Below are 22,263 nucleotides of genomic sequence, written 5' to 3' on the forward strand. Positions count from 1 at the left end.
GAACGGGTGGCCGAAGACGTCAAGGAGATCGGCAAGGTGGAAAACATGCCGAAGATGGAAGGCCGCCAGATGGTCATGATGATCGGCCCCGTGTCGAAATAAACGACGCCTTTTCAGTAATTTCCAGGAAAGCGGCCTTCGGGCCGCTTTCTTTTTTGTCAGGACTCTCGTGGGCGCGGTCGGCTTGGCGGTTCCTTGAGCAACCCGCCGACCCCCATCGCCATGATATCCGAGGGCGTGACGTCCACGTCGCACAGCATGCGTTCCAGAACCCAATCCGCGCCGTTGAGCGCAGGAGACCGTGCACAGCCCGGCAGGCCCAGCACCGGAACGCCGTCCAGATGCCCCCAGAAAAGCAGGTTTCCCGGATCGACCGGCATGCCGTAATGCACCACCGTGCCACCCGCCGCGCGCAGCGCCTCGGGCGCCACATCATGCAGGTCCGACGTGGCCGATCCGGTCAGCACACACAGGATGTCATGGTCGCGGCGGCCCGCCAGAAGCGCGTCGCGCAGCGCGGCGATCCGGTGCGGCACCACGGTCGGGTCGCCCAGAGCCACTCCCATCCTGTCAAAGCGCACGGCCATCGCCCGGTGCCCCTTGGCGCCCACATCCGCACCGCCGACACTGGTCTGCACCAGCAGCGCGCGCCGATGTGTGACCGGACGCAGGGCCAGCGCCTCCCGGCCGGCGAGACAGGTCGCCTCGAGCGCATCGCCCGGCGCGGCGTAGGAGATGATCTTGACGGTGGCGACCATGCCGCGCGCGGCCATCCGCTGCCATTCCGGCACGGTGGCCACGGTGATCATCGGATGGATCGCGTTGACCGCGTTGATCCTGGCGGCGTCGATCGCGGCCACGCCATTGTTCGTCGCATAGACGTTGACCCGCCCGGTGCTGGCCGGGGCGACCCGCAGATGCACGCTGTCGGGGTTCGGCACCAGCGCCCGCGCCAGCCTTTCGGCGGCCCGGTCCTCGTGCACATCCCCCTCCTCGAGCCGCGCCACGGTGACCTCGGTGATGTCGGCGGTGCGAAGTTTCCCGAGCGCCGCCGCGTCCAGTGTCACACCCTTGCGCAACCGGCCTTTCGGCAACCCCACGGAATGCGCAAGGATCGCCCCTTCGGCCTCGGTCAGCGGAACCGGCCCGAACTTCATGCGCCTTTCCGCAGCACTTGGGTCATCTGGGCGAGGATCGACACCGCGATCTCGGCGGGGCCGGCGGCGCCGATATCCAGACCGATGGGACCGTGGATGCGGGCGATCTCGGCCTCGGTGAAGCCGGCCCCGGTCAGCCGGTCCACGCGCTTGGCATGGGTGCGGGTCGACCCCAGCGCACCGATATAGAAGCAGTCCGCCCGCAATGCCTGTTCCAGCGCCGGATCGTCCAGCTTGGGATCATGGGTCAGAAGCACAAGCGCCGTGCGCGTGTCCAGCCCCAGCTGGGTGATCGCCTCGTCGGGCCAGTCATGCAGGATGGTCTCGCCGGGAAAGCGGCTGTCGGACCCGAACGCCTCGCGCGGGTCGATCAGGGTCGGGTCATAGCCCGCGATCCGCGCCATCGGCACCAGCGCCTGCGCGATATGCACCGCCCCGACGATGATCAGCCGCAGCGGCGGGTTGTGGACCCCGACAAAGGTCCGGCTGTCCTCGGCAAAGCCCGACCGGTCCATGCGGAAGGCATGGTCATGACCGCGTGTGTCGAGCCGCCGGTCCGTCCCGTCCAGATCGGCCACATAGGCGACCGGGACGCGGTCGGCGCGATATTTCACCAAGCGGTCCAGAATGTCTTCCGGCAGGACCGGGCCAACCGGTTCGACCAGAACGCGGATCGTGCCGCCACAGGCCAGCCCGACGGCAAAGGCATCCTCATCGCTGACCCCGAATTCCAGCTCGCGCGCCTTGCCCTCGGCCAGCGCGTCCATCGCCTCGACCACGACCGCGCCTTCGACGCAGCCTCCCGAGACCGAGCCCTCGATCTCGCCCTCGCCGGAAATCGCCAGTTGCGATCCCACGCGGCGCGGAGCGCTGCCCCAGGTTTCGATCACCGTCGCCAGAACTGCCCCCTTGCCCGCGCGATGCCACGCAAGCGCCGTTTCCGGACATTTGTCGAACCGCTCCATCACCTTGGCCTCCCCTTCCAAATCGTGCCGACTGTAGCATGCGGACCAGCGCTGTCGCCCCCTGCGTTGGTGCCGGTTTTCAGACCACCCGCGTCACGTCATGCCCGTACAACCAGTCGAACCGCCCCAGCATCCGCCCCGGTGCCGCCCGGCTGAGCAGCCCGAGCGCCGTATGTGCCGCAAACCGCACTGGCCCCGGCGACAGGTGGTAGTTGCGCGCGTTGCGGCTGGCGACATCGATCACCCGCGTGACCCGCGCCTTGCGCCGCTCCTGGTAGGCTGCCAGCCCCGAGGCCATGTCCGGCGCGCGCTCCAGCGCATCGGCCAGCACCCAGGCATCCTCAAGCGCCATGTTGGCGCCCTGGGCCAGGAACGGCAGGGTCGGATGGGCCGCGTCCCCCAGAAGCGCGCAGCTTTCGGCATGCCAGCGCGTGGCGACCGGATGCCGGAACAGGCCCCAGACCCCCGGCGCCTCGACCTGCGACAGGATCCGGTGAACCTCGGCATCAAACCCGGCAAACGCCTTGCGCAGGATGCCCGGATCGTCGGTCCGGGACCAGCTTTCGGCAGCCCATTGCGCGCGTTCCTCCACCGCCACCACGTTAAGAAGTTTGCCGTCGCGCAACGGGTAGGTGACCATGTGCCGTCCCGGTCCCATATGTACCCGGGCCTGCGCCGGATGGCCGGTGCTGTTCGGCACGATGGCGCGCCATGCCACCTGCCGCGTGAAGAACGGCTTGCCGGGGTCGGTCACCACCGGCCGCACCGCGGAGTGAAGCCCGTCCGCGCCGACCACCAGATCGGCCTTGCGATGATCGCCGGTGGCCAAGACGATTCTCGGCTCGGGGCCGGTCTTGACGGTATCGACCTTCTGCAACAGCCGCAGGGTGACACCCGCCTTGCGCGCCGCGTCGGACAAGAGGTCGACCAGGTCGGCCCGGTGCACGAAAAGGTAGCGTTGGTCGGCGGGCAGCCGCGTCAGGTCAAGCCGCGCCACCTCGGCGCCGGTCGCGCCATTGCGCAGCGACACCGCGCGCCCCTGAACCGAACCGGCGGTCAGCCGGTCCGCCAGACCCAGCGCCTCGATCACCCGCAACCCGTTCGGCGACACCTGGATGCCGGCGCCGACCTCGGTCAGGGCTTCGGCCTGTTCCAGCACCGTCACCGTGGCACCGCGCTGGCGCAGGGCCAGCGCAGCGGCCAGCCCGCCGATTCCGCCGCCGACCACGGCTATGTCCAGACCGTCCAGCGTCACGCACCGCCCCTTTCGCAAACAAAACGCGCCGAGGCGATCACCCCGGCGCGTCAATACCGTTCCATCGCGTCGCGTCTCAATCGTCGCGATGCACCTTCTCGCGACGTTCGTGACGTTCCTGCGCCTCAAGGCTCAGCGTGGTTGTCGGACGCGCCACAAGGCGCTTGAGCGAAATCGGCTCGCCGGTCGCCTGGCAATAGCCGAACTCTCCCTCGTCGATGCGGCGCAGGGCGGCGTCGATCTTGGCCACCAGCTTGCGCTGCCGGTCCCTGATCCGCAGTTCCAGCGCCCGGTCGGTTTCTTCGGACGCCCGGTCGGCCACATCCGGAATGTTGCGTGTGCCGTCCTGCAGGCCCGCAATGGTGGATTTGCTGTCGCTCAGAAGTTCGCTCCTCTGTTCAAGCAGTTCCCGGCGGAACCACTCGAGCTGGCGATCATTCATGAAGGGCTCATCCTCGGCGGGTCGGTAATCGTCGGGCAGGAAAGTTTCAGCTTTCATCTTGGTCCCCTTGTTTACGCCAGTATCTGCCATAGAAATTCCCTTGGATATCTGGCACCCCTGAGCGCAGCACTTAACCGAAGGCCCACAGGTTGTCACTACCGAATAGCACCACAAAACAGTGATTTCCCTGAGCCGGGACAAAGAGACATAAGGCAGGATCGACATGAGATTTGAAGGCACGGACAGCTATGTGGCGACCGACGACCTGACCATCGCGGTGAACGCGGCGGTGACGCTGGAACGGCCCCTTCTGGTCAAGGGCGAACCGGGCACCGGCAAGACCGAGCTGGCCCGGCAGGTGGCTGCGGGGCTGGGCCTGCGGATGATCGAATGGAACATCAAGTCCACCACCAGGGCACAGCAGGGCCTGTATGAATACGACGCGGTGAGCCGGTTGCGCGACAGCCAGCTGGGTGACGAGCGGGTCAACGACGTGTCCAACTACATCCGCAAGGGAAAGCTCTGGCAGGCATTCGACGCGGATGAAAAGGTGGTTCTGCTGATCGACGAGATCGACAAGGCGGATATCGAGTTTCCGAACGACCTGTTGCAGGAACTCGACAAGATGGAATTCCACGTCTACGAGACCGGCGAGACCGTGCGCGCCCGCCAGCGGCCCATCGTCATCATCACCTCGAACAACGAAAAGGAACTGCCCGACGCGTTTTTGCGGCGATGTTTCTTTCACTATATCCGCTTTCCCGACCCCGACACGCTGCGCCGGATCGTCGAGGTGCATCACCCGGGCCTGAAGGAGGCACTGCTGACCACAGCGCTGACGCAGTTCTACGAGCTGCGCGAACAGCCGGGGTTAAAGAAGAAGCCGTCGACTTCCGAAGTTCTGGACTGGCTCAAGCTGCTGCTGGCAGAGGACATGACGGCGGAGGATCTCAAACGCGACGGGGCGAATGCGTTGCCCAAGCTGCACGGGGCGCTTCTCAAGAACGAACAGGACGTGCATCTGTTCGAGCGGCTGGCCTTCATGGCAAGGCGCGAACGGCGGTAGGCCTGGGGGCAGATGCGTCGACGCATCTGCGCGTTTCCGTTGACGGAAACGATCGGGGGCTCTGCCCCCGTCCGCCTGCGGCGGACTCCCCCGGGATATTTCTGAACCAGAGAAACCCGGCTCACGCCTACTTCAGCGGACCGGTCTGGAAGAGCTGGATCTTGAGCCCGCCATGGGGAATCGGCGGGCTGACATTGCGGAAGTGCAGCCCGGTCGCGCGGGCCAGCCCCTTGTCGGAGGTGACGATGCCGACGCGCCAGCCCTTGAAGCGCTCTTTCACCACCGAGCCGAAGGATCCGTAGAGCGCGAACAGAAGGTTCCGGTTGCCGATCCGCGCACCGTAGGGCGGGTTCGCGATGACCAGGCCGGGCGGGCCGTCGGGCGGCATGAGTTCGGCCACGGATTGATGGGTGAACGAGGTGATCGCGGACACCCCGGCGCGGTCGGCATTGGCGGTCGCGTTGGCAATGGCGCCCGCATCCCTGTCGAACCCGTGAAACCGCAGGTCCGTGGGGATCGGTGCGGGGCGCGCAGCCTTCAGCGCGGCCCAATGGGCGGCGTCGAAATTGGCCAGGTCCTCGAACCCGAAGCGGCGGTCGCGGCCGGCGGCCAGCCCGAGGGCGATCTCGGCGGCTTCGATCACGAAGGTGCCGGAGCCGCACATCGGGTCGAGCACCGGTTCGGATCCGTCATAGCCGCAGCCGCGCAGGAAGAGCGCCGCCAATGTCTCGCGCATCGGTGCCTTGCCGATGGCTTGTTTTTGGCCGCGCTTGTGCAGACCCTCCCCCGAGCTGTCGAGGCTGATCTCGCAGAGGTCGTCCTCGATCCGCACGCGCACGGTCAGGCCGGCCTTTTCCGCGGGTCTGACGCCAAGCGCATCGGCGATGGCGTTTTCCACCCGTTCGGTCGCGGCCCCGGCATGATAGATGCGCGACTTGCGGCAGGTCGCCTCGACCCTGTACGGCACATCGGCGCGCAGAAGCGCCGCCCAGTCCAGCCTGCGGGCGCGCTTGTCGAGTTGCGCAAGGTGCATCGCTCGAAAGCGCGCCACCCGCGCCAGCACCCGCCCCGCCCCGCGCAACATCAGGTTGGCGCGCCAGACCTCGGACCAGTCGCCCGCGCAGGTCACGCCACCGGGCACGGGATGCGGATTGGCGAAGCCCTGCTCTGCCGCCTCGTCGCGCAGCAGATGTTCAAGGCCGGGGGTGCCGGACAGGAAGATCTCAAGGGGGTCGGTGTCACTCATGCCGGGGCCTTAGCGCGAATTTCGGCGCTTAGACAGGCAAAGATCCACCCTACGGTGCAGGGAACCGCAGCTCGCGGACAGCCGAACTGGGTCTGTTGCTTGTTTGCACAGCCTAAGCCCTTGGTCTCAAACCCTTTTCACAGCGACGATTCGGAGCCTTGAAAAAATGATTCGCACCGATTCGTTCCGGCTGGAAACAGATCACGATTTCGCCCTAAGCTGTCCCCACTGAGGACAAAAAAACCGCGGAGCATCAAGCATCCGCAACGAGCAGGCAGGCTTCACAGATGTCCACAACCGATTTGAACGTGCGCTTTCTGCGCGCGAGCGACTACGAGTCGTGGTGCGCCTTGTGGCGTGGATACCTGACGTTCTATGAAACGTCGGTGTCGGAGGTCGTGTACGAGACCACTTTCGCACGCCTGTTGGGAGACGACCCGCGGGATTTCAGCGGGCTTGTGGCCGAGCGCGACGGCGCGCCGGTCGGCATCGCGCATTACCTGTTTCACCGCCATTGCTGGAAGATCGAGGACGTCTGCTATCTTCAGGACCTGTTCGCGGCCCCCGAGGCGCGCGGAACGGGTGTCGGACGCGCGCTGATCGAGGCGGTTTATGCCGAAGCGGACAAGGCTGGCGCGCCTTCGGTCTACTGGACCACGCAGGACTTCAACCATACGGCGCGGCAGCTTTACGACCGGATCGCAAAACTCACCCCGTTCATCAAGTATCAGCGGAGCTGAGGGATGCGCCGACTGCTCTTGCCGCTCTACCTGTTTCTTGGCGCCTGCATGCCCGTGGCGCAATCCGAACCGGCGACCCGTGCCGCGATGGCCGACAGCAGCCTGCCCCCGATGCGCGTGTTCTCCGTGCCGCGACCGCAGCCGGTACGGAACTCGAACGCGGATTTGACGCGCGATTTCATGGATCTGGCCCTGAGCCTGGAATCCGGGCGCAGCCTTGATGTCTTCACGCGTTTCGAAGGGCCGATCACCGTGCGGCTGGTCGGCAGCGTCCAGCCCTCGGTCCCGAGCGATCTCAACCGGCTGCTGCACCGTCTGCGCAACGAAGCCGGGATCGACATCGAGGCGACCACCAGCGCCTCGGCCAGCATCACGGTCAACGCCGTCAGGCGATCCGAGATCCAGCGGTTCCTGCCGCAGGCGGCCTGTTTCGTGGTGCCGAACGTATCGACCCTGTCGGAATACCGGCAAGCGCGGCGGTCGAACCGCGTCAATTGGGGCCGCATTGCCGACCGTACGCGGCTGGCCATCTTCCTGCCCAACGATTCCAGCCCGCAAGAGGCGCGCGATTGCCTGCACGAGGAACTCGCGCAGGCGCTGGGGCCGCTCAACGACCTGTACCGCCTGCCCAATTCCGTCTTCAACGACGACAATGTGCATACGGTGCTGACCGGCTACGACATGCTGATCCTGCGCGCCTACTACGATCCGGCGCTGCGCAACGGCATGTCGCGGACCGAGGTGCTGCGCCGGATCCCCGGCGTCTTTGCGCGGCTCAACCCCGAGGGCGAATACCTTCCGCCGCGCCGCGCCGCGCGCACGCCGCGCCCCTGGATCGACGCCATCCAGACGGCGCTTGGCCCTGGCGCGTCCCCGGCCCAGCGGCGCAGCGCCGCCACCGAGGCACTGAGCATCGCATCGGCCATGGGCTGGGAAGACCACCGGCGCGGCTTTACCCATTACGCCATGGGCCGCATCCTTCAGGGCAGCGATCCCGACGCCGCCCGTGTGCAGTTCATCGAAGCCGACGGCTATTTCGCCCGCGCTCCGCAGACCGAACTGCACCGCGCCTATGTTGCATCGCAGCTTGCCGCCTTCGCACTGACAGAGAACCGTCCGGATGACGCGATCGCGCTGACGGGCCTGTCCATCGACCTAGCCGCGCGCCATGAAAACGCGGCGCTTCTGGCGACCCTGCTGATGCTGCGGGCCGAAGCTCTTGACCTGGCCGGACGCGTCTCGGCGGGGGCCGATGTGCGGCTGGACAGTCTGGGATGGGCGCGATACGGGTTCGGCTCGGATTGGTCCGTGCGGGCAAAGCTGCGCGAGATCAGCACATTGAACCCGCTGAACAGGTCCCGAGGCAGTCTATGATCGTTATCGCGAGCGCAATTCTGGGTGCCATCATCGGCACGTTGACAGCGAAGCGGCGCAAGGGCAGCCGCGCCGACATGTGGCAATACGGGACCGTCTACGCCATCGCCTTTGCCCTGCTCGGCCTGATCCTGACGATCGCCATCGAAAAACTGGTCTTCTGACGCGCGCAACGATGCGTCGACGCATCGCCCGTTTCCGTTGACGGAAACGTTTCTGCTCGCTGACGGCGCTCCGGAGAACGCGCGGGCTCTCCAGGCGATTCTTTCGGCCGTGAAGCTCCGGTGATGGCTGGTCAGCACGGCTGCCACTTGCTAGGTCAGGGATATGTTCGTTCCCTTCTTCGACACCCTGCGCAGCACTGGCGTGCCCGTCTCCTTGCGGGAATACCTGAGCTTTCTCGAAGCCATGCGCGCGGGTCTCGTGACCTATGACCCCGAAGCGTTCTACTATCTCGCCCGCACGGCGATGGTGAAGGACGAGCGCCATATCGATCGCTTCGACCGCGCCTTTGCCCAGGCCTTCAAGGGGCTCGAGAGCTTGAGCAGCGACGACGTGCTGAACGCGCTCGACCTGCCCGAGGACTGGCTGCACAAGATGGCCGAAAAGCACCTCAGCGATGAAGAAAAGGCCGAGATCGCGGCGCTTGGCGGGTTCGACAAGCTGATGGAGACCCTCAAGGAACGGCTGAAGGAGCAGCAGGGACGCCACCAGGGCGGCAGCAAGTGGATCGGCACCGCCGGCACCTCGCCCTTCGGAGCCTATGGCTACAACCCCGAAGGCGTGCGGATCGGCCAGGACGAGAGCCGCCACCAGCGCGCCGTCAAGGTCTGGGACAAGCGCGAGTTCCGCAACCTCGATGACAGCGTCGAACTGGGCACGCGCAACATCAAGGTGGCGCTGAAACGGCTGCGCCGCTGGGCCCGGGACGGCGCTGCCGAAGAACTGGACCTCGACGGCACCATCCGCGCCACCGCCGAACATGGCTATCTCGACGTGCAGACCCGGCCCGAGCGGCGAAACGCGGTCAAGGTGATCCTGTTTCTGGATGTGGGCGGGTCGATGGACCCGCATGTGAAGGTGGTCGAAGAACTGTTCTCGGCCGCGCGCGCCGAGTTCAAGCATCTGGAGCATTTCTACTTCCACAACTGCCTCTATGAAGGCGTGTGGAAGGACAACCGCCGCCGCTGGAACGCGCAGACCCCGACGATGGACGTCCTCAACACCTATGGACCTGATTACAAATGCATTTTCGTCGGCGATGCCAGCATGTCACCCTACGAGATCGCCTATGCCGGCGGTGCCAATGAACACTGGAACCCCGAGCCCGGACAGGTCTGGCTCGAGCGCGCGCGCCGGCAATGGCCGCATCATCTCTGGATCAACCCGACGCCCGAGCGGCACTGGCACTACACCCAGTCGATCCAGTTGATCCGCGAGATTTTCGAGGACGCCATGGTGCCGATGACGCTTGAAGGCATCAGTCGCGGGATCAAGGACCTGGCCAAGTGAAATGGGCCGGGCTGCGCCATCTGTGGCAGCACCGCCGCCTGACGCTGTTGGCCTTCATCGCCGCCAGCCTGCTGGCGATGTTCTTTGCCCTGCGCCTCGTGGTCGCGGCGGTCTACTGGTCCGATCCGGTGCATCTTGAACAGGCCCCCGATGGCTGGATGACGACGGGCTATGTCGCGCGGTCCTGGCAGGTCGATCCCAAGGATGTGGCGCAGGCGCTTGGACTGGATCCGGAAACGCATGCGCGCGGCGTCACCCTGGAGGATATCGCCGAGGCACAGGGAAGACCCCTGGTGGACCTGATCGCCGATTTGGCGGCCTACCTTGCCGAAACGCGACCATGACGGACTGGCTGCTCTCCGGGCTGGCGAATTCGGGCATTCCCCTGTTGTTCATGACGACATTCCTGAGCTGCCTGATGGTACCGGTGCCGTCCTCCCTGCTGATGCTGGCCGCAGGCGCCTTCGCAGCGGGCGGCGACCTGTCGATCGGCGCGGTCCTGCTGGCCGCCTATCTCGGGGCTGTCTCTGGCGATCAGACCGGATATGCCGCCGCGAGACTTGCCCGGGGACCGATCGACGCGCTGTTTGCGGGCAAGGCCCGGGCGGCCCGGATGATGGAGACCGCGCGCAGCCGACTGGATCGGCGCGGTGGTCTGACGGTGTTTCTGACACGCTGGCTGATGAGCCCGCTTGGCCCCTATGTGAACCTGACCGCGGGCGCGACGGGGTTTTCCTGGATGCGCTTTTCGATGGCAAGCGCTGCGGGCGAGGCTGTGTGGGTGACGATCTATGCCGGGCTGGGCTGGGCCTTTGCAACCAATATCGAGATGATCGCGGATCTTTCGGGCAGCATCACGGCCGGTCTTGCAGCGGCGTTTGTCGCCACGCTTCTGGGGCGTCACCTGTTGCGATCGCTGCACCACGCGCGCTGATCCTGGGGAAACCGGGAACCAGGACCGCTTGCGGATCGTTGCGTGTCGAATGCAACAGCAACGACAGGAGCGTCGCCATGATCAACAAAACAGCATCCGCCCACTGGACCGGAGGCCTGAAGGACGGCAAGGGCCAGATCTCGACGGAATCCGGCGCGCTGTCGGATCAGCCTTACGGGTTCAATACCCGCTTCGAAGGTCAGTCGGGCACCAATCCCGAAGAGCTGATCGGGGCGGCGCATGCCGGGTGCTTTTCCATGGCGCTGTCCATGATCCTGGGCGACTTCGATGCGGTTGCCGAGGACATCGACACCACCGCCAGGGTGAGCCTGGAGGAACAGGACGGTGGCTTTGCCATCACAAAGGTGCATCTTGACCTGACCGCCAGGATTCCGGGCCTCAGCGAAAGCGATTTCCAGAAGGCGGCGACCATGGCGAAGGAAAACTGCCCCGTGTCCAAGGTTCTCGCCGGGGCCGAGATCACGATGGACGCCAAACTCGCCGGCTGAGGGCGAAATCACGCAAAAGGCATGGCGCGAGGGATGCGCCGTGCTTGCCCTTCGCGGGCGCGCAACCCATATCTTCCGGTATGCTGAAATTCACTCCGATCCTTCTGGCCATCCTCTACGCCCTGGCGATGTACCACTTCTCCGTCTGGCGCACCAAGCGCGAGCTTGACGCGCGGTCGACCGAACTGGCCGATCCCAGGCTCAAGGGGCTGACCGACCGGCTTGCCAAGGCGCTCGATCTGGATCGCATTCGCGTGCATATCTACGAGATCGACCCGGTGAACGGCCTTGCCGCGCCGGACGGACGCATCTTCATCACGCGCGGGTTCTATCGCAAGTACCAGAATGGCGAGGTCTCGGGCGAGGAACTGACCAGCGTCATCGCGCATGAACTGGGTCACGTGGCGCTTGGCCACACGCGCCGCAGGATGATCGACTTTTCCGGCCAGAACGCGCTGCGCACCGCGCTTGCGATGGTGTTGTCGCGGTTCCTGCCCGGCATCGGCGTCTGGATCGCCAACGGGCTCGCCTCGCTGCTGGCCGCCCGACTGTCGCGCGGTGACGAATACGAGGCCGACGCCTATGCCGCAGCCCTGCTGCACAAGGCCGGCATCGGCATCGACGCGCAGAAATCGCTGTTCACCAAACTGGACGCGCTGACGCAATCCCGCGCCGGGGTAATGCCCGCCTGGCTGATGTCGCACCCCAAGACCGCCGAGCGCATCGCGGCGCTCGAAAAGCTCGAACACCGCTGGACGAACGCACCGACCTGATCTTCTTCTCTTTCCGAATATGCAGCCTTCCTCGGTTCCGGGCGCACGGCAGGAAAGGTATGCGCGCCATCGGGCCGGGGTTTCAGCCCCGGGGCATCAGACCAATTCTACTGTCGCTTCGGCCAGGTCCTGACCATTAACCTGCACGATCACCCGGTGCGGCCCTGGATGCAGGGTAAAGGTCGATGCCCCCCGCTTCAGCTGGTGCGTCTTGGACAGGGTCAGCGGCACACCGGCTGCCAGTCGGGCGGTCTTGAGCTTGAAGACCTTTTCGCCGGACCGTCCGTTCGGGCGGTGAAACACGATCCGGTAATCCACCAGCACAGGAAGGTCCTCGTCGGCGACAAGCGTGACCGCGAGGGTCAGCGCGGTGCCGATGGCCACCGGGTCGGGCGACAGGTCGAGCCTTGCGCGGATCGCGGCGTCCTGGCGGTAGCCCAGCAGCGCCAGCGCGCCCGCCTCGCCACGCTTGACCGCCGTGCGCAGGGCGTGGCGGGTCATCCAGTCCAGTTCCCTGCGATCCTGCCGCGCCTCATGCGCCCAGGCCCCGAGACGGGTCACAACCACGTCCGGCGCATGGCGGGTCAGATCGTTCAGATGATTCGCCACCGACCGCGTGACATAGCGCGTCGGGTCGGCGTGCAGCGCATCGAGAAGCCGCACCGGCACCAGCGGATCGAGATCGATATTCGCGGCCCAGGGAAGCCGCGGCCGCGTGCCCTCGCTGACCAGGCGGCGGACATGGTAGTTGTCGTGCCCGGTCCACCGGTCCAGCCGGGCCAATGTCTCGTCCGGCCAGCGGTTCAGGAACGGCCGGATGTAGAATTCCATCGAAAACCGCTGCGTCGCGGCCTCGAGCAGATCCAGCGCCCGGTCGCGGTGATCCTCCAGCCCGTGGCGCACCGCCAGGATGCCCGGCACCGCATGGATGAACCGCCCGAAATCATCGTCGCTCTGTCCCGGATCGAGCACCGGAGGCATCGCCGCCTCCAGCGCCTCGGCCATCTCGGGAAACCGGGTCGGCAGTTGCGCCTCGACACAATCCGCCAGCCAGTCCAGCCGTTCCAGCAACCCGCGCGAGGCTAACCCCGCGAGGGCGTCCGTCTGGAAGCGCGCGGCATCGAACCCGGGCAGGACCGCGTATTCCGACGCCAGATCCCCGATGCTGCGGGCATTGAACAATTGGTCCTTCAGGGAAAACCCCTGAGCCTGCCCCGCCCCGTCCGGTCCGCGCGCCACCGGTCAGATCGTGGCGTTGGTGCCGCCACCATCCACGAGGATGTTCTGCCCGACGATGAACCCTGAATGCTGAGAACACAGGAAGGCACACATCGCGCCGAATTCCTGCCGCGTGCCATAGCGCCGGGCCGGGATCGTCTCCTGCCGGTTCTTGCGCGCCTGTTCGACCGAGATGCCCTGCGCCTTGGACACGCCGCCATCCAGCTGGTCGGCGCGGTCGGTGGCATGGATACCCGGCAGCATGTTGTTCACCACGACGCCGCTGGGCGCCACCTGGCGCGCCGTGCCCGCCACGTAGCCGGTCAGCCCGGTGCGCGCCGCGTTGGACAGCCCCAGCGCCGGAATCGGTGCCTTGACCGACTGCGAGGTGATGTTGACCACCCGGCCCCAGCCCCGCTCCATCATGCCGGGCATCAGCGCGGTCATCAGGGCGATCGGCGTCAGCATGTTGGAATCCAGCGCCTTGATGAAATCCTCGCGGCCCCAGTCCGACCAGATTCCCGGCGGCGGACCACCGGCATTGGTGACGAGGATGTCGACATCGCCGGCGGCCTCGAGCACCCTGGCCCGACCCTCTTCACTGACAATGTCGGCGGCCACGGTCGTCACCTCGACGCCGTAGGTGCTTCTGATCTCGGCGGCGGTCTCTTCGAGCGCCTCGGACCCTCGCGCGTTCATGATCAGGTTGACCCCGGCTTCGGCCAATGCCTCGGCACAGCCGCGCCCCAGTCCCTTGCTCGACGCACAAACCAATGCGCGCTTTCCCTTGATGCCCAGATCCATCGAATTCTCCCTATCTTCCTGTATGGCCCGCATAATTTCACACGGAGAACCTAGCAGTGCCACATTTTGCCACGAACTTGAACCAGTTCCGGTCACGTGTCGATTGGAAGCTGCCAACTTGATGAGTAATCCCCATGTCGCCTGATTCTCTTGTACCCGAGCCGTTTCACGCATGCCAAACGGACGCGTTCCGCGTGGAATCGGGGGTCAATCGCGGAGAAGGCCTGGATGCGATCGACATGCTCAACCTCGGCGACATCTACCGGCTGAATGACAGGACGAAATGGCTGCCGGTCTTCGCGCAGGATGACACCCGGACACGGTTCGTGCTCGAACTGGCGGCCAACATGCCCAGACAGGTCTTCACCTCGCTGGCCCACCTGATCTTCATGACCACCACGGGGCGGCGCGCGGATGCCTTTTTGGGGGCCTGCGATGGCCGCGCCCTGCTGATCTGTGACAGGAAACTGGACATCGCCGCGGAATATGTGCTGATCCACATCGAAGCCCGCGACATCGAGGTCACGCCGACGCTTGTCGCGGCCCCGGACATCCCGGCGCGCACGACCGCGGCAACCGCCCGCAACGTCGTGCCGCTGCGCGTCACCGGCTGACCGCCTCACACGACAGCGTGCAGCGCTCATATGGACAAGCACGCGGCGCGCCCCTATACGCGCGGCCATGCTGGACACCGCTTCAAATCGCCCCGAATTGCCCGCCGAGATCGCCCGGCGGCGCACCTTTGCCATCATTTCGCACCCGGATGCCGGCAAGACGACCCTGACGGAAAAATTCCTGCTCTATGGCGGTGCCATTCAGATGGCCGGTCAGGTCCGCGCCAAGGGTGAAGCGCGGCGCACGCGGTCGGACTTCATGAAGATGGAACAGGACCGTGGCATCTCGGTCTCGGCCTCGGCAATGTCATTCGATTTCAAGACCTTCCGCTTCAATCTTGTGGACACGCCCGGCCACTCCGACTTTTCCGAGGACACCTATCGCACGCTGACGGCGGTGGACGCGGCGGTCATGGTGATCGACGGCGCGAAAGGCGTGGAAAGCCAGACGCGCAAGCTGTTCGAAGTGTGTCGCCTGCGCGACCTGCCGATCCTGACCTTCTGCAACAAGATGGACCGCGAAAGCCGTGACACGTTCGACATCATCGACGAGATCCAGGAAAACCTCGCCATTGACGTGACCCCCGCGAGTTGGCCCATCGGGGTCGGGCGCGATTTCCTAGGCTGTTATGACCTGATCCGCGACCGGTTGGAGCTGATGGACCGCGCCGACCGCAACAAGGTCGCGGAAAGCATTGAAATCAAAGGGCTCGATGATCCCAAGCTTGCCGATCACGTGCCTGCGCACCTGCTGGCGCAGCTCAGGGAAGAGGTCGAGATGGCGCGCGAACTGCTGCCCGCGCTGAATCCGCAATCGGTACTTGAAGGGCACATGACACCGATCTGGTTCGGCTCGGCCATCAACTCCTTCGGGGTAAAGGAATTGATGGATGGGATCGGCACCTACGGGCCGGAGCCACAACCGCAAAAGGCCACGCCACGTCAAATTCTTCCCGAAGAAACAAAGGTTTCCGGCTTTGTCTTCAAAGTTCAGGCGAACATGGACCCCAAGCACCGCGACCGCGTGGCGTTCGTTCGGCTGGCCTCGGGGCATTTCAACAGGGGCATGAAGCTGACCCATGTGCGCTCGAAAAAGCCGATGTCCATCACCAACCCGGTGCTGTTCCTGGCCTCCGACCGTGAACTGGCCGAAGAGGCCTGGGCCGGTGACATCATCGGCATCCCGAACCATGGGCAATTGCGCATCGGCGACACGCTGACCGAGGGCGAGGCGCTCAAGGTGACGGGGATTCCGTCCTTTGCGCCCGAACTGCTGCAAACCGTGCGCGCGGGCGATCCGTTGAAATCCAAGCATCTCGAAAAGGCGCTGATGCAATTTGCCGAGGAAGGGGCGGCAAAGGTGTTCAAGCCGATGATCGGCTCGGGCTTCATTGTCGGCGTCGTCGGCGCGTTGCAATTCGAAGTGCTGGGCAGCCGGATCGAACTGGAATACGGCCTGCCCGTGCGGTTCGAGGCGTCGCAATTCACCTCGGCCCGCTGGGTGCATGGCGACAAGGCAGCGGTGGACAAGCTGGTCAACGCCAACAAGCAGCACATGGCCGAGGACAATGACGGCGACGTGGTGTACCTGACCCGCCTGCAATGGGATATCGACCGGATCGGGCGGGATCATCCCGACGTGACCCTGTCGTCGACCAAGGAAATGATGGTCTGAGCCAAGCCCGTTCGAACGGGCTTGCGCACGCGATTTCCAAATCGCGTCAAAAAGCGTCTTCGAAGACGCTTCCCCAAGGCATTTCGAAATGCCTTGTTGATCACCCCTCGGCAACGCGGCACTCTGCCGGCATGAGCAGCAAGACGCCGCCGCCCAACCCGGCTTATCCGAACGGGATGGATGGCATTCTGGACCAGATGAATGCGCGCCGCGCGCCTCTGGGCTTTGCCAGGGGCGAAGCCCTGCCGCCGCTTGACTGCGATCTCGATGGGCTGGCACGAACCACCGTCACGATCCCTGCCGACGACACGCGCACGCTGTCCGACAACGCCCGAAAGACCTGGGAAATTGCCAAGGAACTCAAGGGACAGAACAGCCTTCTTCACCTGAATGCCCTGCTGATCGCGCATCTGCGCAAACGCAGCCAGCCCGCACACACCGCCGACCTGTTCCTGCGCCTCTGGGCCGAACAGGCGGACCTGCTGATCCGCGAGATGGATCTGCGCTGGAAGGTGTCGAGCCTGACCACCTTCGGCGACCATGGAAAAACACCTGAACAACGCAGCGCAGGCCTCGGACTTTCCACGCTTTTCGGGATGATGAAACTTTACGAGAGCGAGCGTCTCTTCTCCGGCCGCGATCCCGGCAAGCCCTTCACACTGGACGGTCGATCGAACGCAGCCCTGCCACTCGGGATGAACGCGTTTTCGCTGACCGATGGCGGGCTCGACGTGAACATGATCGGTCGCCTTTGGGAAGAAGCCGAGGCCGACCCGGTCATTCGTCCGCTTGCACATGACATGCTGCAGCGGTTGATCGACGATCCGCGCACGGTCTTCCGCCGCCTGCACCGGCTGCGCGCGCGCAAGCTGCGCCGCATGGACCAGGCCGGCGCACAGGCCGATGAGGCCGGGGTCACTGTCCCGGTGCCCAAGCCCTCGGGCAAGACGCCGCGATGGGGTGTCGTCTGCACCACCAACGCGCCCCTGATCGAGATTGCCCGCTTCGTCGCGCACCACCTCGATATCGGGGCCAGCCGCATCTATCTGTATCTCGACGCGCCGGATCCGGACGTGGAGGCGCTCTTGCAGGACCACGACAAGGTCGCTCTGACGGTCTGCGACGACAGGTACTGGTCGGATATGGGCAAGCGCCGCCCCGACGCGCATCAGCTGCGCCAGACGTTCAACGCCACAAGCGCCCTGCGCGCCGCCGGGGGGGATGTCGACTGGCTGGGCCATATCGACACCGATGAGTTTGTCCTGTCCGACCGCAAGCTGTCGGCTTTGCTGAAGCCCGTACCGGACGACATTGCCGCCCTGCGCCTTTACCCGGCCGAGGCGCTGGCGCCGCCTCTTGCCGGCATGCCGCCAAGGCATTTCAAGCTGCGCACCACCACGACCGGTGTGTCTTCGGATGTGGTCACCGAAATCTACCCGACCTTCGGCAGCTATGTGCGCGGCGGGTTCCTGAGCCATCTTGCCGGCAAGGTCTTTGCACGCACCGGGCTTGGCGACGTGCGGCTGGCCATCCACCGCCTGCGGTTTCAGGGCCAAGACGTGCGCAACACGGCGACGCTCGACCTGGCCCATGTCGGCCACCTGCATGCCACCGACTGGGATAGCTTCCTGGCAAAGCTCGACTTTCGCCAGACCCGTGGGTCGTACCGGATCAAGTCGGACGACGAGGCAAACAGCATCGGGCGCCTGCTGGCATATCTGCGCGACGAGGAAGGCGAAGACGGCCTGCGCCTGTTCTTCGACGAAATGTGCCGCGACAGCGCCGACCTGCGCGCGCGTCTGAACCGGCACCGGCTTTTGCTGACACCGCGCTTCGATCCCGATGCCGCGATGGAACGGATTTTCGGCATTCGGATCGACGGTTGACGGATTGAAAACAGCTCCCATATCTGACCTTGATTGTTTCGCCCCCGAAATCGATGACACACCAAGGCCGGGTCAAAATGTCACGAGTCCTTGCTTGCATTGACCCCGGCGCGTTCGCAGAGTACACAAGCCCGCAGATCTTAATTGTGGACAAACACAGGGCCAAGACGGGCCGGATCGCAACAGACGCACGGGCGCAGTCAGTCCGTGAACAACGGATACACATGACAAAATTCTCTGAGTTGAACCTCAACCCGAAAGTCCTGCAAGCTGTCGAAGAGGCGGGCTACGACACGCCCACCCCGATTCAGGCAGGCGCCATCCCCCCGGCCCTCGAAGGGCGCGACGTGCTTGGCATTGCGCAGACAGGCACCGGCAAGACCGCCGGTTTCACGCTGCCGATGATCACGCTTCTGGCCCGTGGACGCGCCCGCGCGCGGATGCCGCGTAGCCTCGTGCTCTGCCCGACACGCGAACTGGCGGCCCAGGTCGCGGAAAACTTCGACACCTATTCCAAACATGTGAAGTTGACCAAGGCGCTGCTCATCGGCGGTGTCAGCTTCAAGGAACAGGACATGCTCATCGACAAGGGCGTCGATGTCCTGATCGCCACGCCGGGCCGGCTGCTCGATCATTTCGAGCGTGGCAAGCTGCTGCTGACCGGCGTGCAGATCATGGTGGTGGACGAGGCCGACCGCATGCTCGACATGGGGTTCATTCCCGATATCGAACGCATCTTCTCGCTCACGCCCTTCACCCGGCAGACGCTGTTCTTCTCGGCCACCATGGCCCCCGAGATCGAGCGCATCACCAACACCTTCCTCTCCGCCCCGGCGCGGATCGAGGTGGCGCGGCAGGCTTCCGCCTCCGAGACCATCGAACAGGGTGTCGTGATGTTCAGGGCCTCGAAGCGCGAACGTGAAGGCACCGAAAAGCGCGACCTGCTGCGGGCGCTGATCGACCGCGAGGGTGACGCCTGCAGCAACGCCATCGTCTTCTGCAACCGCAAGTCGGACGTGGATATCGTCTCAAAGTCGCTCAAGAAACATGGCTATGACGCGGCCCCGATCCATGGCGATCTGGACCAGTCGCAGCGCACCAGGACGCTTGACGGCTTCCGCGAGGGCAGCCTGCGCTTTCTCATCGCGTCGGATGTGGCCGCACGCGGTCTGGACGTTCCTGCGGTCAGCCACGTGTTCAACTTCGATGTACCCAGCCACGCCGAAGACTACGTGCACCGGATCGGCCGCACCGGCCGCGCGGGCCGCGATGGCAAGGCGCTGATGATCTGCGCTCCGAAGGACGAAAAGAACTTCGATGCCATCGAACGCCTGTTGCAAAAGGACATCCCGAGGGTCGATAATCCGCTGGGTCAGAGCGCGCCGACCGGTACCGACAGCAAGGATGCCGCGTCAGAGGATGACAGGCCCGCCAAGCCGCGCCGGACACGCGGCAGTCGCAGCCGCACCAAGGACAAGGCGCCCGAGTCCGACTCCAATGTCAAAGCGCAAGAGGCCACCCCGGTCGATGACGCGCAACCGCAAGCGCCGCGGGAAGAACCCCAGAAAGCAGCGCCCCGGGACGACGCGCCGCGTCAGCAGGACAAGCCCCGCAATAACAACAACAATAATCGGGGTCGTCGCAATGATCGCGGCGGACGGGACAACAATGTTGTCGGAATGGGCGACCACATGCCGTCCTTCATCGCCAAGAGCTTTGACGAACGCCGCGCGGGGTAACCCGCCGGCGTGACAGCAGCACAAACGGGCCTCAGAGACAGCGCATGTGCCGGGCGCAAAGCTCTGGCACATACGCGAAATCGTCGAAACGCGCGTCATGCAGGATGTCCGACAGCGGTTTTGTTCGGATCCCTTCGGTGAAAAGAAGAAACGGCACCCCTGCCCGCTGCGCCGTTTCGGCATCGACGTCACTGTCCCCGACATAGACACCCTCGGTCGCGCGCATCCTTTCGAATGCCAGGCGCAGGGGGGCGGGATCGGGTTTGCGGACCGGCAAACTGTCTCCGGCGATGATCGCATCGAACCAGCGCCCGAGATCAAGCGCGTCGAGCACCGCCTGCAACGGGCCCCCCGGCTTGTTCGTGCACAGGCCCAGGGCAAGGCCGCTGTCCTTCAGGTTCGACAACATGTCCAGCACGCCCGGAAAGACCCGCGTGCGTCCGGTACTGGACTTGTAGAACTGCATGAACCGCGCCATCAGCGCGTCGTACTCCGCCATTTCGAGATCGGTGGCCGTGATCAACCGATCAAGGAACACCTTTTCGCCCATGCCGACAAACCCGCCGATCTGCGCCTGTTCAAGCGGGTCCAGTCCGTGTTCGGCCAGAAGTTCATTGGCGGCTGCGGCGATGTCCGGCAGGCTGTCGATCAGCGTGCCGTCCAGATCGAACACCACCCCGCGCATCAGGCAAGCCGGCTTATGACAACCGTGACCTCGGCCTTCTTGCCGATCTCGTTCTGCGTCGTCTGCCGTGCCACGCGGCGCAGCCCTTCCTCGAGCTTGTCATCATCGGTGATCGTCTTGGCCCCGGCCCGGCCGATGAATTGCGACAGGTCTTCTTCCAGCACGTCCACCAATGGCGCGTTGTTGCGGCCGATTTCCGGCAGGCCCATGATCTCGCACCACGGCTCGCCCAGCATCTCGTCGTCTTCGTCCAGAATGACCGTGACGATCACATGCCCGTTGAGCGCCATCCGGATGCGATCGCGCACCACGCCGTCGAGCGCACCGATCTTGACCGAACCATCGAGATAGGTGCGTCCGGTCTCGACATATTCCGCCACGACGGGTTCGTTGCCGCTGAGATCCATCATCATGCCGTTCACCGCGAGGACACCCTTGCGGCCGCCGGCCCCTGCAACCTTCACATGTTCGCGCAGGTGGCGGTGTTCGCCATGCATCGGAATGACCAGCTGCGGATTGACCAGCTTGTGAATGGTTTCGAGATCCGGCCGGTTGGCATGGCCCGACACGTGGTACTTGCCCGAACTGTCATCGACCACGTCGACACCCTGCTCGGAGAACGCGTTCATGATGGTGATCACGCCGCGCTCGTTGCCCGGAATGGTCTTGGAAGAGAACAGGAACAGATCGCCTTCGGCCATGGTCAGGCCCTGAAACTTGCCGCGGGCAAGCTGCGCCGAAGCCGCCCGCCGTTCGCCCTGGCTTCCGGTCACGATCAGCATCAGGTTCTCGCGCGGGATCTGCGTCGCCTCTTCCGGGCTGACCACGGTGGGGAAATCCGCCAGCACGCCGGTCTTGATCGACGCCTCGATCATCCGCCGCATCGCCCGCCCCAGCAGGCAGACCGACCGCCCGGCGCGCACCGCTGCCTCGGCCAGCGTCTTGACCCGCGCCACGTTGGACGCAAAGGTCGTCGCCACGACCATGCCCTTGGCGTCGCGCACCAGCGTCTCGATCTCGGGACCGACCGTCGCTTCGGACCGGCCTTCATGCGCCGAGAAAACGTTGGTGGAATCGCAGATCAGCGCCTTGACGCCGGGCTGCCCCACCTCGGACCAGAGCGCATGGTCGAACGGTTCGCCGACCAAGGGTGTTTCGTCGATCTTGAAGTCGCCCGAATGCACCAGCCGCCCCTGCGGCGTGTCGATCACAAGCCCCGAGCTTTCGGGAATCGAGTGCGAGATCGGCACGAAACCCACCTTGAACGGTCCGGCCTGAACCACCTCGGGCCAGGGGGCCACGGTCTTCACGGTCTCCGGCGACACGCCCTGGTCGTCCATCTTGAGCCGGGCGATGTGGGCGGTGAACGCCCGCGCATAGACAGGCGCACCCAGGTCTTCCCAGAAATGGCCGACCGCGCCGACATGGTCTTCATGCGCATGGGTGATGAAGATCGCGTCCAGCCGGTTGCGCCGTTCCTTGAGCCAGGAAATGTCCGGCAGAATGAGATCCACCCCCGGCGTGCCGTCCATGTCCGGAAAGGTCACCCCGAGATCCACGAGGATCAACCGCTCCTCGCCCGGTTTGCCGTAGCCATAGACATAGGCATTCATGCCAATTTCGCCGGCCCCGCCAAGGGGCAGGTAGATGATCCGTTCACCGCTCATGA

22 protein-coding genes are annotated in these 22,263 nt (G+C 64.9%); 13 read left to right on the top strand and 9 right to left on the bottom strand.

All coding sequences use genetic code 11. The annotated features are described in order from the left end of the window. Nucleotides 1-158: 158 nt before the first annotated feature. The 4 genes from LCF60_RS18475 to dksA form a co-directional block, all read right to left on the bottom strand. Nucleotides 159-1,157 (bottom strand): molybdopterin-binding protein, encoded by a 999-nt coding sequence (locus tag LCF60_RS18475; protein ID WP_292293819.1) that lies wholly within the window; start codon nucleotides 1,155-1,157, stop codon nucleotides 159-161. Continuing rightward, a complete protein-coding gene (locus LCF60_RS18480; protein ID WP_292293821.1) occupies nucleotides 1,154-2,122 on the bottom strand; it encodes an XdhC family protein in 969 nt (322 codons plus the stop codon). Before LCF60_RS18480 ends, LCF60_RS18475 begins: the two co-directional genes overlap by 4 nt. A gap of 79 nt (nucleotides 2,123-2,201) precedes the next feature. Then, nucleotides 2,202-3,377, bottom strand: coding sequence for an FAD-dependent oxidoreductase (locus LCF60_RS18485; protein ID WP_292293822.1), 1,176 nt, complete (start codon nucleotides 3,375-3,377; stop codon nucleotides 2,202-2,204). A 76-nt stretch (nucleotides 3,378-3,453) separates the two neighbouring features. Further along, nucleotides 3,454-3,876, bottom strand: coding sequence for an RNA polymerase-binding protein DksA (gene dksA, locus LCF60_RS18490; RefSeq protein WP_292293824.1), 423 nt, complete (start codon nucleotides 3,874-3,876; stop codon nucleotides 3,454-3,456). 166 nt (nucleotides 3,877-4,042) lie between these two features. Here dksA and LCF60_RS18495 point away from each other — a divergent pair, with 166 nt between their 5' ends. Beyond that, nucleotides 4,043-4,885: a MoxR family ATPase gene (locus LCF60_RS18495; RefSeq protein WP_292293825.1), complete on the top strand. Its 843-nt coding sequence runs from the start codon at nucleotides 4,043-4,045 to the stop codon at nucleotides 4,883-4,885. Between the two features lie 127 nt (nucleotides 4,886-5,012). Here the strand turns inward: LCF60_RS18495 and LCF60_RS18500 are convergent, their stop codons facing one another. Next, entirely contained in the window at nucleotides 5,013-6,131 is a 1,119-nt protein-coding gene (locus tag LCF60_RS18500; RefSeq protein WP_292293826.1) for a class I SAM-dependent RNA methyltransferase, read from the bottom strand. 287 nt (nucleotides 6,132-6,418) lie between these two features. Here LCF60_RS18500 and LCF60_RS18505 point away from each other — a divergent pair, with 287 nt between their 5' ends. The 8 genes from LCF60_RS18505 to LCF60_RS18540 all read left to right on the top strand — a co-directional run bounded on the left by LCF60_RS18505 (nucleotide 6,419) and on the right by LCF60_RS18540 (nucleotide 11,973). Beyond that, nucleotides 6,419-6,871: a GNAT family N-acetyltransferase gene (locus tag LCF60_RS18505; protein ID WP_292293827.1), complete on the top strand. Its 453-nt coding sequence runs from the start codon at nucleotides 6,419-6,421 to the stop codon at nucleotides 6,869-6,871. Between the two features lie 3 nt (nucleotides 6,872-6,874). Further along, entirely contained in the window at nucleotides 6,875-8,245 is a 1,371-nt protein-coding gene (locus tag LCF60_RS18510; RefSeq protein ID WP_292293828.1) for a DUF2927 domain-containing protein, read from the top strand. After that, entirely contained in the window at nucleotides 8,242-8,409 is a 168-nt protein-coding gene (locus LCF60_RS18515; RefSeq protein WP_292293830.1) for an apolipoprotein acyltransferase, read from the top strand. The genes LCF60_RS18510 and LCF60_RS18515 overlap by 4 nt, the downstream gene beginning before the upstream one ends. A gap of 163 nt (nucleotides 8,410-8,572) precedes the next feature. Beyond that, complete coding sequence (locus LCF60_RS18520; RefSeq protein ID WP_292293833.1) at nucleotides 8,573-9,757, top strand: VWA domain-containing protein; 1,185 nt, start codon at nucleotides 8,573-8,575, stop codon at nucleotides 9,755-9,757. Continuing rightward, nucleotides 9,754-10,101 carry a hypothetical protein gene (locus LCF60_RS18525; RefSeq protein ID WP_292293834.1) on the top strand — a complete coding sequence of 116 codons (348 nt, stop codon included), beginning with the start codon at nucleotides 9,754-9,756 and terminating at the stop codon, nucleotides 10,099-10,101. Before LCF60_RS18520 ends, LCF60_RS18525 begins: the two co-directional genes overlap by 4 nt. Further along, nucleotides 10,098-10,691: a VTT domain-containing protein gene (locus tag LCF60_RS18530; RefSeq protein ID WP_292293835.1), complete on the top strand. Its 594-nt coding sequence runs from the start codon at nucleotides 10,098-10,100 to the stop codon at nucleotides 10,689-10,691. The genes LCF60_RS18525 and LCF60_RS18530 overlap by 4 nt, the downstream gene beginning before the upstream one ends. A gap of 77 nt (nucleotides 10,692-10,768) precedes the next feature. Continuing rightward, complete coding sequence (locus LCF60_RS18535) at nucleotides 10,769-11,200, top strand: OsmC family protein (RefSeq protein ID WP_292293836.1); 432 nt, start codon at nucleotides 10,769-10,771, stop codon at nucleotides 11,198-11,200. 80 nt (nucleotides 11,201-11,280) lie between these two features. Then, complete coding sequence (locus LCF60_RS18540) at nucleotides 11,281-11,973, top strand: M48 family metalloprotease (RefSeq protein WP_292293838.1); 693 nt, start codon at nucleotides 11,281-11,283, stop codon at nucleotides 11,971-11,973. Nucleotides 11,974-12,069: 96 nt separating this feature from the next. Here the strand turns inward: LCF60_RS18540 and LCF60_RS18545 are convergent, their stop codons facing one another. Continuing rightward, nucleotides 12,070-13,212, bottom strand: a complete 1,143-nt coding sequence (locus LCF60_RS18545) for a hypothetical protein (RefSeq protein ID WP_292293840.1) — start codon at nucleotides 13,210-13,212, stop codon at nucleotides 12,070-12,072. Nucleotides 13,213-13,215: 3 nt separating this feature from the next. Then, nucleotides 13,216-13,995, bottom strand: a complete 780-nt coding sequence (locus LCF60_RS18550) for an SDR family oxidoreductase (protein WP_292293842.1) — start codon at nucleotides 13,993-13,995, stop codon at nucleotides 13,216-13,218. 134 nt (nucleotides 13,996-14,129) lie between these two features. On the opposite strand from LCF60_RS18550, the gene LCF60_RS18555 reads away from it, so the two are divergent. The 4 genes from LCF60_RS18555 (at nucleotide 14,130) to LCF60_RS18570 (ending at nucleotide 19,909) form a co-directional block, all read left to right on the top strand. Further along, nucleotides 14,130-14,609, top strand: a complete 480-nt coding sequence (locus LCF60_RS18555) for a hypothetical protein (protein ID WP_292293844.1) — start codon at nucleotides 14,130-14,132, stop codon at nucleotides 14,607-14,609. Nucleotides 14,610-14,676: 67 nt separating this feature from the next. Further along, nucleotides 14,677-16,284, top strand: a complete 1,608-nt coding sequence (locus LCF60_RS18560) for a peptide chain release factor 3 (RefSeq protein ID WP_292293846.1) — start codon at nucleotides 14,677-14,679, stop codon at nucleotides 16,282-16,284. A 131-nt stretch (nucleotides 16,285-16,415) separates the two neighbouring features. Beyond that, entirely contained in the window at nucleotides 16,416-18,170 is a 1,755-nt protein-coding gene (locus LCF60_RS18565; RefSeq protein ID WP_292293847.1) for a glycosyltransferase family 2 protein, read from the top strand. Between the two features lie 224 nt (nucleotides 18,171-18,394). Next, nucleotides 18,395-19,909, top strand: coding sequence for a DEAD/DEAH box helicase (locus LCF60_RS18570; RefSeq protein WP_292293849.1), 1,515 nt, complete (start codon nucleotides 18,395-18,397; stop codon nucleotides 19,907-19,909). A gap of 31 nt (nucleotides 19,910-19,940) precedes the next feature. On the opposite strand, the gene gph is transcribed toward LCF60_RS18570, so the two are convergent. Further along, complete coding sequence (gene gph, locus LCF60_RS18575) at nucleotides 19,941-20,594, bottom strand: phosphoglycolate phosphatase (RefSeq protein WP_292293850.1); 654 nt, start codon at nucleotides 20,592-20,594, stop codon at nucleotides 19,941-19,943. Next, entirely contained in the window at nucleotides 20,594-22,261 is a 1,668-nt protein-coding gene (locus LCF60_RS18580; protein WP_292293852.1) for a ribonuclease J, read from the bottom strand. The genes gph and LCF60_RS18580 overlap by 1 nt, the downstream gene beginning before the upstream one ends. Nucleotides 22,262-22,263 lie beyond the last annotated feature (2 nt).

The sequence above is a fragment of the Marivita sp. genome, assembly GCF_020055635.1.
Lineage (GTDB): Bacteria > Pseudomonadota > Alphaproteobacteria > Rhodobacterales > Rhodobacteraceae > Marivita.

Excerpts from the sequence above, each read along its gene's own strand:
- LCF60_RS18510 (WP_292293828.1), top strand. The coding sequence starts at position 6,875 with ATGCGCCGACTGCTCTTGCCGCTCTACCTGTTTCTTGGCGCCTGCATG.
- LCF60_RS18540 (WP_292293838.1), top strand. The coding sequence starts at position 11,281 with ATGCTGAAATTCACTCCGATCCTTCTGGCCATCCTCTACGCCCTGGCG.
- LCF60_RS18555 (WP_292293844.1), top strand. The coding sequence starts at position 14,130 with ATGTCGCCTGATTCTCTTGTACCCGAGCCGTTTCACGCATGCCAAACG.
- dksA (WP_292293824.1), bottom strand. The coding sequence starts at position 3,876 with ATGAAAGCTGAAACTTTCCTGCCCGACGATTACCGACCCGCCGAGGAT.
- LCF60_RS18520 (WP_292293833.1), top strand. The coding sequence starts at position 8,573 with ATGTTCGTTCCCTTCTTCGACACCCTGCGCAGCACTGGCGTGCCCGTC.
- LCF60_RS18480 (WP_292293821.1), bottom strand. The coding sequence starts at position 2,122 with ATGGAGCGGTTCGACAAATGTCCGGAAACGGCGCTTGCGTGGCATCGC.
- LCF60_RS18505 (WP_292293827.1), top strand. The coding sequence starts at position 6,419 with ATGTCCACAACCGATTTGAACGTGCGCTTTCTGCGCGCGAGCGACTAC.
- LCF60_RS18530 (WP_292293835.1), top strand. The coding sequence starts at position 10,098 with ATGACGGACTGGCTGCTCTCCGGGCTGGCGAATTCGGGCATTCCCCTG.
- LCF60_RS18535 (WP_292293836.1), top strand. The coding sequence starts at position 10,769 with ATGATCAACAAAACAGCATCCGCCCACTGGACCGGAGGCCTGAAGGAC.
- LCF60_RS18500 (WP_292293826.1), bottom strand. The coding sequence starts at position 6,131 with ATGAGTGACACCGACCCCCTTGAGATCTTCCTGTCCGGCACCCCCGGC.
- LCF60_RS18495 (WP_292293825.1), top strand. The coding sequence starts at position 4,043 with ATGAGATTTGAAGGCACGGACAGCTATGTGGCGACCGACGACCTGACC.
- gph (WP_292293850.1), bottom strand. The coding sequence starts at position 20,594 with ATGCGCGGGGTGGTGTTCGATCTGGACGGCACGCTGATCGACAGCCTG.
- LCF60_RS18565 (WP_292293847.1), top strand. The coding sequence starts at position 16,416 with ATGAGCAGCAAGACGCCGCCGCCCAACCCGGCTTATCCGAACGGGATG.
- LCF60_RS18550 (WP_292293842.1), bottom strand. The coding sequence starts at position 13,995 with ATGGATCTGGGCATCAAGGGAAAGCGCGCATTGGTTTGTGCGTCGAGC.
- LCF60_RS18570 (WP_292293849.1), top strand. The coding sequence starts at position 18,395 with ATGACAAAATTCTCTGAGTTGAACCTCAACCCGAAAGTCCTGCAAGCT.
- LCF60_RS18560 (WP_292293846.1), top strand. The coding sequence starts at position 14,677 with ATGCTGGACACCGCTTCAAATCGCCCCGAATTGCCCGCCGAGATCGCC.
- LCF60_RS18515 (WP_292293830.1), top strand. The coding sequence starts at position 8,242 with ATGATCGTTATCGCGAGCGCAATTCTGGGTGCCATCATCGGCACGTTG.
- LCF60_RS18475 (WP_292293819.1), bottom strand. The coding sequence starts at position 1,157 with ATGAAGTTCGGGCCGGTTCCGCTGACCGAGGCCGAAGGGGCGATCCTT.
- LCF60_RS18580 (WP_292293852.1), bottom strand. The coding sequence starts at position 22,261 with ATGAGCGGTGAACGGATCATCTACCTGCCCCTTGGCGGGGCCGGCGAA.